12 protein-coding genes and 3 pseudogenes are annotated in these 15784 nt (G+C 60.6%); 6 read left to right on the forward strand and 9 right to left on the reverse strand.

Annotated elements, in window-relative coordinates:
• Positions 1-17: 17 nt before the first annotated feature.
• A complete protein-coding gene (locus H7J93_RS16985; protein ID WP_267307474.1) occupies positions 18-1535 on the reverse strand; it encodes a CoA-acylating methylmalonate-semialdehyde dehydrogenase in 1518 nt (505 codons plus the stop codon).
• A gap of 109 nt (positions 1536-1644) precedes the next feature.
• Here H7J93_RS16985 and H7J93_RS16990 point away from each other — a divergent pair, with 109 nt between their 5' ends.
• Positions 1645-2682: an enoyl-CoA hydratase/isomerase family protein gene (locus tag H7J93_RS16990; RefSeq protein ID WP_267307475.1), complete on the forward strand. Its 1038-nt coding sequence runs from the start codon at positions 1645-1647 to the stop codon at positions 2680-2682.
• Between the two features lie 907 nt (positions 2683-3589).
• A pseudogene (locus H7J93_RS16995) lies at positions 3590-4009 on the forward strand (nuclear transport factor 2 family protein); the annotation flags it as partial.
• Between the two features lie 376 nt (positions 4010-4385).
• Here H7J93_RS16995 and H7J93_RS17000 read toward each other — a convergent pair.
• Both H7J93_RS17000 and H7J93_RS17005 read right to left on the reverse strand, forming a co-directional pair.
• Positions 4386-4598 carry a hypothetical protein gene (locus H7J93_RS17000; RefSeq protein ID WP_267307476.1) on the reverse strand — a complete coding sequence of 71 codons (213 nt, stop codon included), beginning with the start codon at positions 4596-4598 and terminating at the stop codon, positions 4386-4388.
• A 535-nt stretch (positions 4599-5133) separates the two neighbouring features.
• Entirely contained in the window at positions 5134-5385 is a 252-nt protein-coding gene (locus H7J93_RS17005; RefSeq protein WP_064413413.1) for a helix-turn-helix domain-containing protein, read from the reverse strand.
• A 103-nt stretch (positions 5386-5488) separates the two neighbouring features.
• Here H7J93_RS17005 and H7J93_RS17010 point away from each other — a divergent pair, with 103 nt between their 5' ends.
• Positions 5489-7168: a TniQ family protein gene (locus H7J93_RS17010; protein WP_267307477.1), complete on the forward strand. Its 1680-nt coding sequence runs from the start codon at positions 5489-5491 to the stop codon at positions 7166-7168.
• Here H7J93_RS17010 and H7J93_RS17015 read toward each other — a convergent pair.
• The 5 genes and pseudogenes from H7J93_RS17015 to H7J93_RS29450 all read right to left on the reverse strand — a co-directional run.
• Positions 7077-8264 (reverse strand): ATP-binding protein, encoded by a 1188-nt coding sequence (locus H7J93_RS17015; protein WP_267307478.1) that lies wholly within the window; start codon positions 8262-8264, stop codon positions 7077-7079. The two genes, H7J93_RS17010 and H7J93_RS17015, sit on opposite strands and share 92 nt — an antisense overlap.
• A 3-nt stretch (positions 8265-8267) precedes the next feature.
• Complete coding sequence (locus H7J93_RS17020; protein ID WP_267307479.1) at positions 8268-10415, reverse strand: integrase; 2148 nt, start codon at positions 10413-10415, stop codon at positions 8268-8270.
• Complete coding sequence (locus H7J93_RS17025) at positions 10412-11173, reverse strand: TnsA-like heteromeric transposase endonuclease subunit (RefSeq protein WP_308204920.1); 762 nt, start codon at positions 11171-11173, stop codon at positions 10412-10414. Before H7J93_RS17025 ends, H7J93_RS17020 begins: the two co-directional genes overlap by 4 nt.
• 164 nt (positions 11174-11337) lie before the next feature.
• Entirely contained in the window at positions 11338-12243 is a 906-nt protein-coding gene (locus H7J93_RS17030) for a hypothetical protein (RefSeq protein ID WP_267307480.1), read from the reverse strand.
• 273 nt (positions 12244-12516) lie between these two features.
• Positions 12517-12927, reverse strand: a pseudogene (locus tag H7J93_RS29450) (TniQ family protein); the annotation flags it as partial.
• Positions 12928-13180: 253 nt separating this feature from the next.
• Between H7J93_RS29450 and H7J93_RS17035 the strand changes: the two are divergent.
• From H7J93_RS17035 to H7J93_RS17045, 3 genes are all read left to right on the forward strand, one after another.
• Complete coding sequence (locus H7J93_RS17035; protein WP_267307481.1) at positions 13181-13375, forward strand: hypothetical protein; 195 nt, start codon at positions 13181-13183, stop codon at positions 13373-13375.
• 89 nt (positions 13376-13464) lie between these two features.
• Positions 13465-13602, forward strand: coding sequence for a hypothetical protein (locus H7J93_RS17040; protein WP_267307482.1), 138 nt, complete (start codon positions 13465-13467; stop codon positions 13600-13602).
• A 272-nt stretch (positions 13603-13874) separates the two neighbouring features.
• Positions 13875-14225, forward strand: coding sequence for a helix-turn-helix domain-containing protein (locus H7J93_RS17045; RefSeq protein ID WP_064413406.1), 351 nt, complete (start codon positions 13875-13877; stop codon positions 14223-14225).
• Between the two features lie 1099 nt (positions 14226-15324).
• Here the strand turns inward: H7J93_RS17045 and H7J93_RS17050 are convergent.
• Positions 15325-15784 (reverse strand): annotated as a pseudogene (locus H7J93_RS17050) (translation initiation factor IF-2 N-terminal domain-containing protein); the annotation flags it as partial.

Here is a 15784-nt window from a genome sequence, read left to right on the forward strand (position 1 = left end):
TTCTGTAGGCCTGTGGTTTACTTCATGGTCGGGATGACGAACTCTGCGCCGTGGCTGCCCGCGGGCCAGCGCTGTGTCACCGTCTTGGTCTTTGTGTAGAAGAGGATTGAGTGCGGACCGTGCTGGTTGAGGTCGCCGAAGCCAGAGCGCTTCCAGCCGCCGAAAGTGTGGTAGGACACCGGCACCGGGATTGGCACGTTCACGCCGACCATGCCGACCTGCACCCGGGACACGAAGTCGCGCGCGGTGTCGCCGTCACGGGTGAAAATCGCCACGCCGTTGCCGTACTCGTGTTCAGAAGGAAGTGCGAGTGCTTCCTCGTAGTCGTTGGCGCGCACGATGCACAGCACCGGGCCGAAGATCTCGTCGGTGTAGATCGACATGTCGGGAGTGACGTGGTCGAACAGGGTGGGTCCGATGAAGTAGCCCTTCGACAGGTCCGCCTCGTCGAACGTCAGCTCGTCGGTGGTGCGTTCGCGGCCGTCGACGACAGCCTCGGCGCCCGCATCGATGCCCTGCTGGATGTAGTCCTTCACCCGGGCCAGCGCCGCCTCGGTGACCAGCGGGCCGTAGTCGGCCTTCGGATCGAGGCTGTGGCCGACGCGCAGGCCGTTGACGCGTTCGATCAGTCTGGCGCGCAACCGGTCTGCGGTTTGCTCGCCGACAGGGACGGCGACGCTGATCGCCATGCAGCGTTCACCCGCGCTGCCGTATCCTGCGCCGATCAGTGCGTCGACGGCGTTGTCCATATCGGCGTCGGGCATGACGATCATGTGGTTCTTCGCGCCGCCGAAGCACTGCGCGCGCTTGCCGTTGGCAGCGGCGCCGGAGTAGATGTACTGCGCGATGTCGGAGCTGCCGACGAAGCCGACGGCCTGGATCACCGGATGCTCGAGGATGGCGTCGACGGCTTCCTTGTCGCCGTGCACCACCTGGAACACGCCGGGCGGCAGACCGGCTTCGAGGAACAGCTCAGCCAGCCGGACCGGCACCGAGGGGTCGCGCTCACTCGGCTTGAGGATGAACGCGTTACCGCATGCCAGCGCCGGGCCGGCCTTCCACAGCGGGATCATGGCCGGGAAGTTGAACGGCGTGATGCCGGCGACGACGCCGAGCGGCTGGCGCAGCGAGTAGACGTCGATGCCCGTGCCCGCACTCTCGGTGTACTCACCTTTGATCAGGTGCGGGATGCCGATCGCGAACTCGATGACCTCGATGCCGCGCTGGATGTCGCCCTTGGAGTCGGCGACGGTTTTGCCGTGTTCGAGGGAGAGCGTCTCGGCGAGTTCATCGACGTTCTGGTTGACCAGCTCGATGAACTTCATCATCACGCGGGCGCGGCGTTGGGGGTTCCATGCGGCCCACTCTTTCTGCGCCGCGGCGGCTCCGGCGACGGCGGCGTCGACGTCGGCCCGCGACGCTATCGGCACCTTTGCCTGCACCTCGCCGGTGCTGGGGTTCATGACGTCGGCCGTCCGGGTGGATTGTCCGGCCACGCGCTTGCCGTTGATGAAATGCGAAATCTGTGTGGTCATGAGCCCGTTCCTAAGTTTTGGTCTGACCATAGTATCATTCAGGCCAAAATAATCCAAGATGCGCAGCTGCCACGACTGAGGCATCTTCCGGGTGTGGACGGAGTAGACCATGACGCGATCCGCGGACGAGGTAGTGACGTTCGTCGATGGAGCAACGGGGGAATTGGTGCTCAATCGGCCTTCGGCGATCAACTCTCTCAACCAGTCAATGATCGACGCTCTCAAGGCTGCAATGTCTACGTGGGAGAACGACGACAAGGTGCAACAACTAGTGCTCTCAGGCGCAGGCGGCCGCGGATTGTGCGCCGGCGGCGATGTGATAGCGCTCTATCACAGCGCCCGGGGTGATGGCGCGGAAGCACGTCGATTCTGGTTCGACGAGTATTGCCTCATCGCTGAGATTGCCAGCTACCCGAAGCCATTCGTCACCATTATGGACGGCATGGTGATGGGTGGCGGTGTCGGAGTTGGCGCACACGCGAGTGTGCGCGTGGTCAGTGAGACATCCCAAATCGCAATGCCGGAGGTGGGCATCGGGTTTGTACCCGACGTCGGTGGGACTTACCTGTTGTCCCGCGCACCTGGGTTGATTGGATTGCACGCGGCCCTCACCGGCACCGCGTTCTCCGGCTCTGACGCTATCGCAATAGGTTTCGCCGACCATTATGTTCCGAGTGCGATGCTCGGCGCTTTCGAGCGTGCGATCCCGACTGAAGGTATCGAGGCTGCACTGAGTGCATACACCGTGCGTCCTCCGACGAGTCACCTTCTCGAGCAGAGAAGCTGGATTGACGAGTGCTACGCCGGCGATACTGTGGGTGAGATCGTCGATAACTTGTGTGCGCATCGTTCAGCCGAGGCGAGCGACGCCGCTTCCATTATCGCCACCCGATCCCCGACAGCGTTAACGGTGACATTGCAGGCCGTGCGCAGGGCCGGGAACCTCAGATCGTTAGAAGAGGTTCTCCGCCAGGAGTATCGGGTATCTTGTGCGGCCCTCCGTAGCCAAGATTTCGTCGAAGGTATCCGAGCTCAGCTGATCGATAAAGACCGCAATCCGAGATGGTCTCCGGCATCTCTTGAGGCGGTTAGCGATGACAACGTCGAGCAGTTCTTCGCCACGACGGAAAACATTGCCTTCGGCTAGACGCGACGTGTTGCTGGGGCCTCGCGGTGACGCGCCCGGTCCGCGAAGAATGCCTACTAACTCCGAGGAGCGCTGATGGAGAAAGCGCATGAATTCCTCTGCGCGATTCCACCTTCCCCTCTTTTGAGAAGGGAAGACTCCCCCCTTAGGGGCTGATGACTCAACGACTCTGTTTGGTTTCATGGCGAGCGTCGCGATGTACCGGGCTGATCGGTCATCCGTGACTCTTGGCAGTACGCGCCTGGCGCAACCTGGGCCGTCGACCCGACAGATGAACATTCCGCTCAACATAAGAGGAACAAGGATCCATGGCCCAATACCTGCCTCACCTAGCAGTTTTCGCGGTGGTGCTGTCGCCGCTGTTTCCACCGATCCTTGTCACAGCGCTACATTCACTGCGGACGAGGACGTCGCGGACCGCGTCGACATCGACGCCGGTGTCTGCAGCCCGGCCAAGCTTCAGCATTCGCCGCACCTCCGCCGTCAAACCAAGCATGAAGCCCTCTCTTGCTCACCTGCGATAGTTTCTGTGCAACAACGTCTTTGAGGCTCTTCTCGATGCATCCAACGTCCGGTTGGGAATAGCAAGTGACCCGTCGCGTTGTGACGAGGTCGGTGCAAAGGATCGTCAGGAGGCGAGTCTATGGCGGCGGTGGGAGCATTCGGCACCAAGTCCGGACGAAGGTGGCGTGTGCGCTACCGAACACCGGATAAACGGCAGGCCGACAAGCGGGGATTCGTGGCTAAGCGAGACGTCTGGGCATTCGACGCAACCATCAAAGTATGAAAAGTCGTTGGCGACTTCGTATCCCCGACTGCTGGGCGAGTGACCGTAAATGAACTCGCGCGGGCGTGGCTAGACAAGTAGAAGCAATCCACAGCACCGTCCCACTACGCCGACGCCTACTCTCGGGCGTGGTCGAAGGACCCCGAGGGGCTGATCGACTTCTTCGCGCCGGACGGCTCTTACACCGACGTCGCAATGGGGGCGACGTACGTCGGCAAGAACGAGATCCTGCGATTCCACCGGTGGATGCTGAAGTTCTCCCCCGACTCGTTGATCGTCTTCGGCGACGCCGCTGTACAAGACGGTCTGGCATATATGGAGTGGAGCTGGAGCGGTTCGATCACCGGCCCGTTGCGACTGCCCGGAGGCAGTTACGTTGATGCCTCAGGCAAGAAGTTCGACGTCACCGGAGTTGCCCAGTGCAGGTTCAATTCTGACGGCAAGCTGACAAGTCACCGCGACTACTGGGATATCGGATTGTTGGTCGAGCAGCTGGGAGAACGGCTCGCGGTGGCCGATCCCGATGCCGGGTCGTCCTGACTAACTTCGTTCGCTGAGTCACCGCGCGTGCCTTGGCTCGACCCGATGACGATTCATCGCGACTTGTCGCCCAAAGTTGTGTTCGCTGATCCGCGTTAGCGAATCCATCAGCTTTCCTTCGGTCATTCAGGCTCCGCCCGTTCGGGGTGGGTCCAGGGGTCGCGTAACCAATGGGCAATCCGGTCTCGGTCGGAGATCCATCCAGGATCGTCAGATCCCTCGCACAGGTCGGCCATCGTCTCCGACGCACACCAACGTCGCGCTTCGTTCCCTTCCCCGAGCACCTGCTGTTCGCCCTCATCTTGAAACCCGGGATTCCCACCGCCTTCGGGGTCGGGCCTCCCACCGGCTTGCAGCCGATTACCAGACCTCTTCGTCACGTAGATGTGACCTCCACCAGACGGTCATCTTCCGTCATTCTCAGCAGTGGCTGGTCGAACGCATGCCGAATCAGCTTGACGGTGTCCATGAGGTCGTCGTACCGCTCCCAGCGAAGAAAGTTGCGGGAGCCGTCGACCCACCCCAGCTTGTCGCCGTCGTAGTACACCTCTGCGATGAAGTACTCGGATCCGTCGGCGGACTGCACCACCCGGTAATTCCAGCCAGCGGCGCTTGCATTTGCCGACTTGCTCTCATTGGGAAGCGATGTCTCCAAACTCGCGCTTGAGCAGCCCTGCGGCGCATCCCTTTTACTCCGCGACGCCAACGCGTCAAGATAATCCTGAACGGCCTGAGAGCGCGTGTGGCCATCGGGCACTTCGCGTCCTTCGAGCCGCGCAGATGCCTTCGTATTTCTAGCGATCATGCGTTTGATCGCGCTGTCGGAGACAGTGACACTCTTCGTCCGGCGCACTAACTTGGCCTAACCGCTACGGCGCCGCGCGTGCGGGCTGTGGCCCGCTCACTTTGGAAAATCCAGGCGCGTCCACAGGCATGGCACGCCTCGCCAAAGTGTTGTCCTTCGGCAGGCACCCGCAAGGACGGATGGTCGACGTGGTTTCCTCTCTCGGAACCAACGCAGCGTCTTTTGGCCTGGACCGACCCGGCCGCAGTCATCACGCAAGTGTACTACTAGTAGGGCTACCGCCACCGTTTTCAACTGCCCACGACGGCGTGCCTGCTAATCACGGCAGCAATTCCGCCGGCGCAACCTCTAGCGCCTCTGCAATATCGAGGAGCCGCTCGAACAGGAGGCCGCGCCGCCCGTGTTCCACGTCGATCAGCACATTTCGGGTGACACCCGATCGCAGCGCAAGCGACTCCTGAGTCATCTCTCGCGACAGCCGGACGTCACGAATTCTCGTCCCGACCTCCAGCCGCCAGGCCTCCCACTTGGCAACCCGTTCGGGGTTGTTCTGACTTGGGCGAGTCGGCACCCATCAAGTAGCCAGCGGAGGCCCATCATTGTCTGCCCTACTAGTAGTACATTGAGTATTACGCCGCACCTCACACGCGGCGGCTTACCGAGGTCACGGGATCATGCCGGCGGAACTGGGCTTATTACCAACCAGGGTTTCTCTGGGCCACGACGAAGCACTCGATAGTTTTCTCGAGCGCCTCACCCGAGCCAACGATCTCGAGCCTCAGCACATCCTGGCTGCGCTCCGCGGCGGCGAAGGCGCACCCCATACGACGCTCGCGTTCTTCATGACGGCACCCACCGACACAGTGCTCGCGCGAATCGAAAGGCTCAGCGGTACTCCTGTCGAGCGACTTCGAAATGCCACTCTCACGCGCTTCTACGCAGGACGGCCTCTGCACCTCGACGCCCTTGATCCGCTAAACCGGCACAGCTATCGCAAGGTCGTGGTTCAGGGATGGTTTCCTTCTTTCGGCACGCAAGTCTGTCCCTTATGCGTTGCGCAGCAGGGAATCTGGCGTATTAATTGGCGATTGCCGATCGTGGCCGCGTGCATCCATCACGGCACCTATCTGACCACCGAATGTGGCGGCTGTGGCCAACGGTTTCGGAGCCACCGGTACTGGGCATTGCGCCCGGTGCTCGGACCGACGCAACCATGCGGCAACTCTGTCGCCTTGCGGCGGCCCTGTCTCCACTCGGTACTCACACACACTTCTGAGCCAGCAGACGCCCTTGTGCTCGCTTGCACTCAGTCCGTCCATCGCGCGATGGACGGACAGACGGAGAACATGTTCGGCGCACCCGTCGACCCTCGTACCTATCTCGCCGAACTCCGCAATCTCGCAACACTTTTGCTGCATCTAGGAACGAGGGCATCAGCCGATCCTTCAGTCTCATGGGCGCGCGATTTGCGTGATGAGGCGCAGGCAAGGTCCAACATGGTTCGTGGAGCTCGTTGGGGCTTCAGTCCCCCGCACAGGGCCAGGGTTCGCGGATCCGTCCTCGGATGTGCCTACGAAATTCTGATGCAAAGGGATCTCGACTCTGGGGGTGCCCGGTTTCGTGAGTGGATTCGCTTTCTCGAAGACGAGAAGAACGGTCCCGCCGTCTGGCTCATTAATCGCACCAAGAGATCGCCGACGATGCAGCAATTGATCGCCGCGGCTACATCCGATCGCCGCGATGTGGGTCGAAGACTCGACCGCGGTCATCATTGTCGGAGGATTCAACCATCTGCGATACCCCAAATGATCGATGTCGGCATCTATCGCCAACTTTTCACCGGCATGCTTGGCGGCTACGAACACACCGGCCGGCTCTATGTGTCGCTATGTATGGTGAGAGCGATTGTCTCAGTGGAGAACTGGGCTGATGCAGCTGTCAGAATTGGGTTGCCACCCGATGTTGGCTCGCGTACCTCACGCGCCGCGCGTGCGCGGATGCGTGCAACGCCGGAGGATCTTCAACGCTCTATCGATCTGGCGCTGAACACCATTCCCGTGAGCAGAGACTTTCGTGCTGTCGAAGCGCGGGTGCGTGTGCTGGCCGGAGACCCCGAACACTGGTACCCCGCTTGGCGCCTGTCGACCACTCCCGCGCGGCGGTCTGACCTGTTGGTCTACGCCGTCACGTGGATGTGGTGCGAGGTGGCACAAGGCTGTCTCGACATCAGTCCGGCGTGGGCTGTGCCACCTTGCCATCGCATCAAGGTCGGCTATCGCGCCTTTCGTGACCGACTGCCGGTCGGAGCCCAGGATTCGCTGCGCCGACTCGTTCTTCCGGGCCCAGCGTGTTGAGATCAGGCACGCGTGCGCTCTTCTGGCGGCGGCGCCGCGTCTGCGCCGATGACTCAGTGCGGCGGCGCTCCGCCTCCGCTGCAGTCTCATGAATTGCACGCTTGCTCAGGGTGATCGCTTTGAGGTGATCCACGCTGATCCGGTATGAGCCATCCGCAATGGCCGCAATGGTCGCTCGACTGACTAGCTTTCGTAAGTCGCCAACGTAGCCCTGCGTGCGAAACCAAAGTTCGCCGGCCAGCTTCAGGAAGAGCATCCCCGGCCGACCCGCGGGCAGGTGTGGCAGCACCAATCTTTCGAGATCACGTACGACACGTTGCCATTCGACTTGTTCTTCCTCGGTATCTACGCCGTAGGGTGTGACGGAAAACTCCGTTAATCGACATGCGATCTGCGGGTCGTTCACCAGGTCGCCGTTTGCGAGGTTGGCTCCGACCAGAACGAGCGTGGCGCTCGAGACCTGACCGAGTTTGGTGTTGATGCTCTTGATGTGGTCTAGAACATCGCGCCCGCTCTTGGAGTCGGTTTTCAGGAGGTGCGCGTCGTCCATGACGATGATCTGGGTGCGGTGCAGGCGTAGTCCGTGCATCGCTCGATGAGTGAGATCGCGTGTGAGGCCGGTGCTCGCGAGGTTGAAGCCATTGAGCAACTCGGTGGTCACGTCCTTGACTTTGGCGGCCGAACCCAGGTCGATCCAAATCACGGGACATAGGTCAGCTTCGACGCCGTCCGATGGATAGTGGACGGGGCGCCCGCGACGGTCGTGCGGCGCATCTCGGGTCCATTCCAAATATCGTCTCTGCGCCCACCGCAGCATGAACGTGCTCTTACCGACATAGTTCGGCCCGGTTAACACGACGATCTGTTTGGCGCCTGGGCCTTCCAGCATGTTGTCCCGGACGGTCCGGTCCAGGGCGTGCTCGATCTCGGTGAATGCCGCAGTCGGGAGGTAGAGACGGGCGAGCCACGCCTCGAGTTGCTCGATATAAGCATGTCGCGCTTGGTCTGACATGGCGTTCAGCTGCTTGGACGATCGGCTGGGAGGCGCGTGCGGTAGCTCTTGGATGCTGTTGTCGTGCCACTCCTGCGAGTCCATTGCCTACTCGGTTTCCAGCAAGTTGTCCCACGCCCGCCTGATCGACGAAGTCGGCAACGTCCGCGGTGCGATGCTGCGCACGGGATTGGCGCGTTCCTGGGCGGCTTCTGCCTCGGCATGATCGTTACGCGACTGTTCGACCCGTTGTGCCGCAGCAGCCGTCTTGCGTCGATCCGCTTTCGATCTTGCCGACGTGAGTTCGCCGAGTTCGTTGATGATCAGTTGGGTTGTCAATCCGCGCTTGAACACATGGTTGCCGCCGCGACGTCTGATCTTCCGGCAGAGCTCATCGAGGATGACATCGGTCATCGGTGCGTCGGCTTTACTACGGCCGACCCACTCGATTGGCTCGATCCTGTCGGTGGATTCGTCATGAAACCATATGCGGGAGAGATCGTTTGGATCGTAGAAGAACGGCGCAGCCCGGTCCTTCTCGCGGAATCGGCCCACCTCGACATAGCGCAACGGCTCGAAGACAAGCGGATTTTCGTATCGGAGATTGGAGAATTCCACTCCCGCTGGTCCGATGGTGCCCCACTTGATAGGTAGAAATTGGTAGATCAGGTCGTGCCGCTGGGGGACGTCGATACGACCAGTGGCTTCGACCATGACGTCCCATAGATCGAGTGGACACATCTTGGCGGCCTCGACGCCCGGTTGGATGAGACCGTCGTGTCCGTGTCTGTGGTAATCGAGCGCGATGAACTTTCGCAGGTGTAGTTGCAGTTCGCGAGCCGTCAACAGCGGCTCATCAGCGACGAGCCGCCCCCGCTCAGACACGTTCCGCCCCTTGTAGCCCGGAATCTGCTGCAAGCCACGTTGGATCGTCTCATGCCACCGCTCGACCTGCGGATTATCGGTAGGGTTGCCCGGGCGGCTGAGCAACAGGTCGATCTGAAGATCGCTCAGAAGTGCACGGAAGTGCACGCTGGTGAAGATCGCAGCGTTGTCGCAATGGATCGCATCCGGCATCACAGACGGGATCGGGTGCTCGCCCTGCAACGTCTCGAAGTTGACCTCCAGGTCTTGACGCCACTCCTTGCCCACCGCATTTGAAAGGTCGACAGTTTCAGGCAGGCCGACCCATCTCCAATCGCTGACAGTCGTGCCTGCGACCAGCATTGAGAACGGCCTACAAACGTCGTAGAGGAGCAGTCCCGCTTCGAAGCCATTCGCGCTCATCGGGACCACCCGTAGCGCTAGGACCACTCGCGTGGCCACGTCGATAGCGGTGATGATCTCCACGCTGAGCGGCCTACCGTTGAAGGTGTCGTACACGAGATTGTCGGCTCGCGTGACATCGATCGCCACGACTTGTCCTGGTCTAACACCCGGGTATTGTGTTGAACCCGAGGCTGTTTGCAGCTTCTTGGTTCGCTGCGACCGGGTGGTCTCACCTCTTTGGTGCTTCAAGTTCGAGAGAAATTTCTGCGTCGTCCGCTGCGGCGCACGGTAATCGTCAATGCCCTCATTACGAAGCCTGACCAGCACTCGTCTGTGCATCTCTTGGATCGCCAGACTCGATCTATCACCGTCCAGAGTCGCGAACTCTTCCTCAGCAATCGCGCGGTAGCGCGGATCGATGACCTCCCACGACAAGCTCTTGCGGATGTGCCGCCCGTCAATGAGCCCGAGCAGTCCCTTCTGCCTCCAGCTTCGCACCCAGTTTCTGATGGTGCTCTCGTTCGTCCCCAGCGAGGTCAGCTCGCCATCTCGCAACCGGCGCTGGACCTTACGGTCATTTCGACCTTCCTGAATAAGAACCGACGCCATCGCTACGGCCCGCTTCGACTCGGACACGCCAAACCCTGGCCCGAACGGAGGGTACGGTTCGCCGGGTCGCCTGAGTTCGGGATGACCATCGCGGTATCCAGTCACAATCTCAAGAACAATCTCGAGCTTGTTGAGCGCGCGTTCGCGGGCTTTGTCGTCGAGGCTGTCCCAGAGCGGCCGGAGAGACCGAGCGACGGCAACCGGCCCACCATCGACGATGTTCTGCACGAGCGGAAGATCGTCCCAGTCCCTATGTCGGATGTTGTTGAGACAGTCGCGAAGATCGACACCCGTAGGGCCGAATCGAACGACGAGTTCCGCACCCGTCTCCGTAAGCACGCGCGCTCCCTCGAAGAGAAATGTCCGGCCGGCGTTCATCGCGATACTTCGACAGACAGGCTCACAGACGTGTCCAGCCCCCACTGACACGTCGTGTCGATACTCAACGTCCCCTTCCAAACTAGATGCCAGACAGACGATTTCAGTTCACCGGAGCCGTCATCCGCGTCAAACAGCGCTCCGAGAGTTACTTCGTGACCGGAGACGAGGTCAACAATGTGGCGTTCATGTAATTGCAACCATGATGGCTCTCTTCTAAACCCGTTCAGCCACATGAGATTTAGCCGCTCAGCTTGAGCCATTTCGCCGAACACCTCATAGCGCCATCCCACAGCAGCGCACGCATGTTCTGTGATGCGGCTCTGGGCCTTGAACTCGTCGTCCTGCTTTTCGGGTGCGCGGACGTCCCAGGTGGTCACGTGCCCTTGGACGTCGACGGTTAGGAGATCGGGAATATGACGTCCCGGCAGATTTTTCCAAACCAGCCGGAACGGCTGCGAGACTATCCAGGCGACACGCGGATCTCTGTCGAGTCGCCGGAATAGGTCATGCTCCAAACCGGATTCAAGAGACACGTTCGCGCCGTTGGTCATGGAATACGCCGTCACGGGTACATGGCGACTGAAGGTGGACGAGACGGGCCTTCGCACAGGCTCGAGACTGCGTAACGGCGGCGAGCTCCTCCGCTGCCACAACCATACGATTTCGCTGCCCTGCACCATAAATGTCCACGTCAGCCCTGGCGCACGCAATGCCAAGGCGTCAAGGAGATCGTCTTCTTCGTGACTCGAAGGCATGGTTCGAACCTTTTCGTCGGTTCCCGCGCGCCAAGAAGGACAAGCCCCGCGCGAGACCAGCGCGAACTATCTTACGTGTTCAGGACGACGGTGAACAGCACGAATTAGTTCTCGGTAGTGCTGAAAGGCATTCTAGCCCAACCGATCATATAGTTTACCGGTTGCTACAAGAGGTCCGCGACACCAATTATTTCGAGCGGCGGCTGCCACTCGACAGGCTCGTTGATCCCGAGGCGATGTAGATACATCAACGCGTGGTCCGGTTGCTGGGGCGCTGTCCGCGGCTGCGCTTCGTCGACGGATTCACCCCTGATCCTGAGCCAGTCCTGCCACCCGAGTCGAGCTGAGTAGGTCAACTTCCTCCGACGCGCGTAGTCAATTTCTGCACCGTGAGTTTCGAGGTAGTCGCTCAGATTGATTAGCGCTGTGCACATAAGGTTCCACCGCGGCAGCGAATAGAGAAGCTCTAGATGTTGATTCACAGTGCGGTGGGTTGTGCGCGCAGACAACAGTTTCTCTGCGCCACCGATTGTGATATTGCTGCCGATGATGAGCGTGGCGATCGATAGCGCGCGCCTCATGTCCGCATCTACTGACGTATCCGCGAGCAGCTTCTCGCACCAGGTTGGCCACATCAACGAGGGTAGGGAAGCCGCGAATCTCCAGTCATCGAGATAACTGCGCCGTGGGGCTTCGGGCACCGGAGTTGCCGCGCGGTAGCGGAGTTCGCCCTGCGCTCCGAGATGCTGCCTACTCGCCTCGATCGTGATCGCCGCAGCTAGAGAATCGTCCGTGCGACACCAGAGCAACTCGGTCTGGCGGCCTTTGGCGTCTTGGTTGTCTACCAGCCACTGAAGTCGGCTCGCTGATTCCTCAATGGTTTCGGCGCCTAAGACGTTTACGGCAACGGTTATCCCCACGGCGGCCTCGACGGTCCGTATCGATGGGTAGGAATTCACGGCACTTCGTCCACGGTTCGGATTCGGTTCCTCGAAAAGCTCATCGAACGCGAATCCGCCTCCCAGGCTTGCTGTGGTCGCCAGGCCATGGCGAGCCGCGAAGTTGATCATTCGATTGGCCAGACTCCGGACCACTTGCAGTGAATCGCGACGTGAACACTCTTGGCGCGCAAGCACTCCGTTGCTTGGACGGGCTCCGCTGAGAAGGTTATCGATGAAGCGTTGCGCCTTGGCGACGTCGTGCTCGCTCCCAACCACGGGGGTGGGCACCGACGTGAGATCGCAGCCGCACCGACATCGGCTCGGCTTCGGAATACTTGTGTAGTTCTGCCGCCGCCGCTGATCCTCTCCACAACTTGGACATTGAGCAGCCAGCAAGCGGCCGTGGGTTGTGCAGGCGAATGACCATCCCAACCGCCAGGCGAGCCGCCATCGGCCGCGCGACTCGGCTAGGCACTCGGGACAGAACCTCGACCCCGGCATCACTCCAAACGGGAAGGTGCGGTCAGGTTCGTGCGAGTCGGTGAGGACACGCAGACCCTTCGCGGTGTACGCGTCGAGTGTCATCGTCGCGATATCTGCCGCCGGCGTGCCCGTCAATACTTGGAGAGAGTCCAACTGGTACTGCGGCAGCCACCAAATCCAATGCGGCTTCGCGACTATCGGTAGATGCAGTTGGCGAGCTACATCGCCGAGGGAAACTCCAATGACGCCCGCCGTCGCATCCAACCATGAGTCGATGCACTCGCCTGACGCTGGCCGGACCCGCACAGGCAAGGGAGCCGCGGTCACCATTAGCCGACGCCCGATCTGTTAGAGCGATCCGGCGGACTCCACCTCGTTTGTAGTCGACCGCGCATACTTCAGGAAGTCACGCGAAGAGCCACATGTCCGCCCTACTAGTGGTGCCGCGATCGCGCCGGTGCTCAGCTAGGAACTATGGCGACACCGATTCGAGTGCAACGACGGCACTATCGATAGACGTTGACCCCGGTACGTTTACATCCACGAGCTGGCTGAGTTCGGACTGATCGAAGTAACCGACCCGGTGCCGAACCGCAAACGCAGCCGCATCCAAGCGGGACAGAAGCGCGAGAAACCCCCTGAGCCCTATAAGATTTCGGTGCCGATGTTCAATGGTATGCCGTCCACCGACGCACGATTCAATCTCTCGAAGTTCAACACGCCGGCCACCGACCGCGTGGTGTTCAACCTCACCTTTCAAGCGCCACGGTTCAGATAGCACAACGGGGGAGGGTGAAAATCGGCCCCGGCGCGCCATGGGTAGCGCGATCAATGCCGCGCAATTGCTCGATATGGTGTTGGCAGCATATGGCTCTAAAGCCATACTTGTGGACATGGACGTCGCCGACCCCCGAGTTCTTCGACTGGCTGGACCGCACCGAAGACAAGGCCCGAAACGGGAACGAACCCCCAGACGGCTACTCGCCCGCGCAGTTGACGCGCTAAACCAACTTCGAACGCTCGAACAGGCACCGCCCGAAGACACACCCGACCTAAGGAGTACGACGACCGAAGATTCGCCAGGCGCACAGCCCACCCCTTCGATCGCGAAATCGCCTTCCGCTTGATCTGCTGGTTCCAACCACACAGCACCACCGTCGTAGTAGCGCTCTTCGCCGCCGACAAAGCCCGCATGGGCGACGTCTTCTACAACAGCGTCGGAAGCCGGGCCGACGCCGCAAGATCCACATGGCTTCACGAAATTACGGAGGACCACGATGAGTGAAGGCAAGACATTCCGTCGGATGAACAACAGGATTGACGAGCTGGTCACCGATCCCCTCATCGCGGATGACGTGCGCAGCTACGCGGCTGAACGCGAGAACGCAAACCGGGTCTACGCCGAAGGTCTGGCCGACATCCGCCGAGCAGGAAACCTGACGCAACAACAGATCGCGGCCGCACTGAGCACTGACCAAGGCACAGTCTCACGCATTGAGCGTCGCCACGACCTTCTCCTATCGACGCTGCGCGACTATCTCAAAGCCGCAGGCATCGAGCATTCACGAATCGTCGTAGAACGCGACGGAGTCGAAATCAGCATCGACCTCGACACTTTCGCCCAGTAGTAAGAGACCACGACCTGCTTCAATTTGGCCAGCCTAGAGGTCGTCGACGCTCAACGAGCGCGACATCACCCACAAGGTGTCGGGATTGCCGTCGACGAGGTGCGCTCCTCGTCCGTGTTGGCGGCCTGGGCGGCCTCTCGTATGGCCGAACGCCGCAAAGCCGCTCGTTCGTTCATGTCGGCCCTCGCAGTCGGACCCCGAAGCACGCGTCCATCTTCGAGGACGATCCAGCCTGAAACCACCAACCACGGCAGGCTCTTGAGCACATCCGCAAACGCCGCAAAGCCGCTCGTTCGTTCATGTCGGCCCTCGCAGTCGGACCCCGAAGCACGCGTCCATCTTCGAGGACGATCCAGCCTGAAACCACCAACCACGGCAGGCTCTTGAGCACATCCGCCTCNCCGCGAAAGATTCGCTGCACTCGAGCATTTCGGAGGAAATCCGCAAACTCTTTGATGGTCGGGTTGTGTTTGTGCTTGTACCTAAACCTTGCGACCGCGCCAGCAACACGACGGCCCATGTCACGCGGCTGTCTAACTCGNAGCTTTTGTCCGGGTGATGCCAGGTAGGTTGGCCCNACGCGTAGCGACCGCGGCTCNTCGGAGTAGGCCAGCCAACCGCGGCCGGCAGCTCGCGCCATTAGAGCCTCCATTCGCGGNTGAAAGCTTGTAAGCCCCTCTTGGTCAAGNAAATTCAAGACGTCCGGTGAGTTGAACACCTCCTTCCAGGAGGGAGCGGTAGCTCCGGCGCACCACCGAAGGTAGACCAGATCACCAACAACTCGACCGAATCGATCGACATACTCGAGGCTTGGCGCAGGCGAGCAATCCGTGAGTTGAACACCTCCTTCCAGGAGGGAGCGGTAGCTCCGGCGCACCACCGAAGGTAGACCAGATCACCAACAACTCGACCGAATCGATCGACATACTCGAGGCTTGGCGCAGGCGAGCAATCCCGCAGTGTCTCAACCATTTCGACCTCGCAATCGGGTCTCGGTGTGCCCTACTAGTAGTACTAGAGGATACCGTATAGCTGTCGGAATCGGCAGCATTAACGCGCTTCGGTAGATCGAAAGTTAGTGGCGTACAAGCAGAACCGCTTAGACAGCCCACTGTTTGGCTCGCCACTCCCGGACTATCGCGGTGGCCTCCGAACGGTTGATTCTTCTGTCGCGGAAACGCGCGTAGATGCTCGGAAGGCGCGGATCGATACGTCCGCCGTGTCCGATGCAGAGGGCCGCCTCGTCTGGACGAATACCACAACCTGCTAGTTCGACAGCAATGTCTGGACGCTGACCATCGCTGAGCCGGATCCATTTGATTACTAAAGACTCATCGTCCCCAAGACCGTTCAGTTGTGCTTCAGCCCACCGCTTGCTGAGTCCTGCGGCCTTCTTTAGTTCCCACGCGAAGTATCCACTCGTCGGTGCGGCGAGATGTTCTGGCCGCTGGGGAACGACGACGTCGTCGAGTAGCGCCTGCAGGATCGGTGGATGCCATCGTGCAACCTTGTTCTGGCCCTTGGCCTTCGATTGCGTTCGAGCCTTCGCAAGTTCATCA

Origin of the sequence: Mycobacterium barrassiae (genome assembly GCF_025822765.1) — a bacterium.
Lineage (GTDB): Bacteria > Actinomycetota > Actinomycetes > Mycobacteriales > Mycobacteriaceae > Mycobacterium > Mycobacterium barrassiae.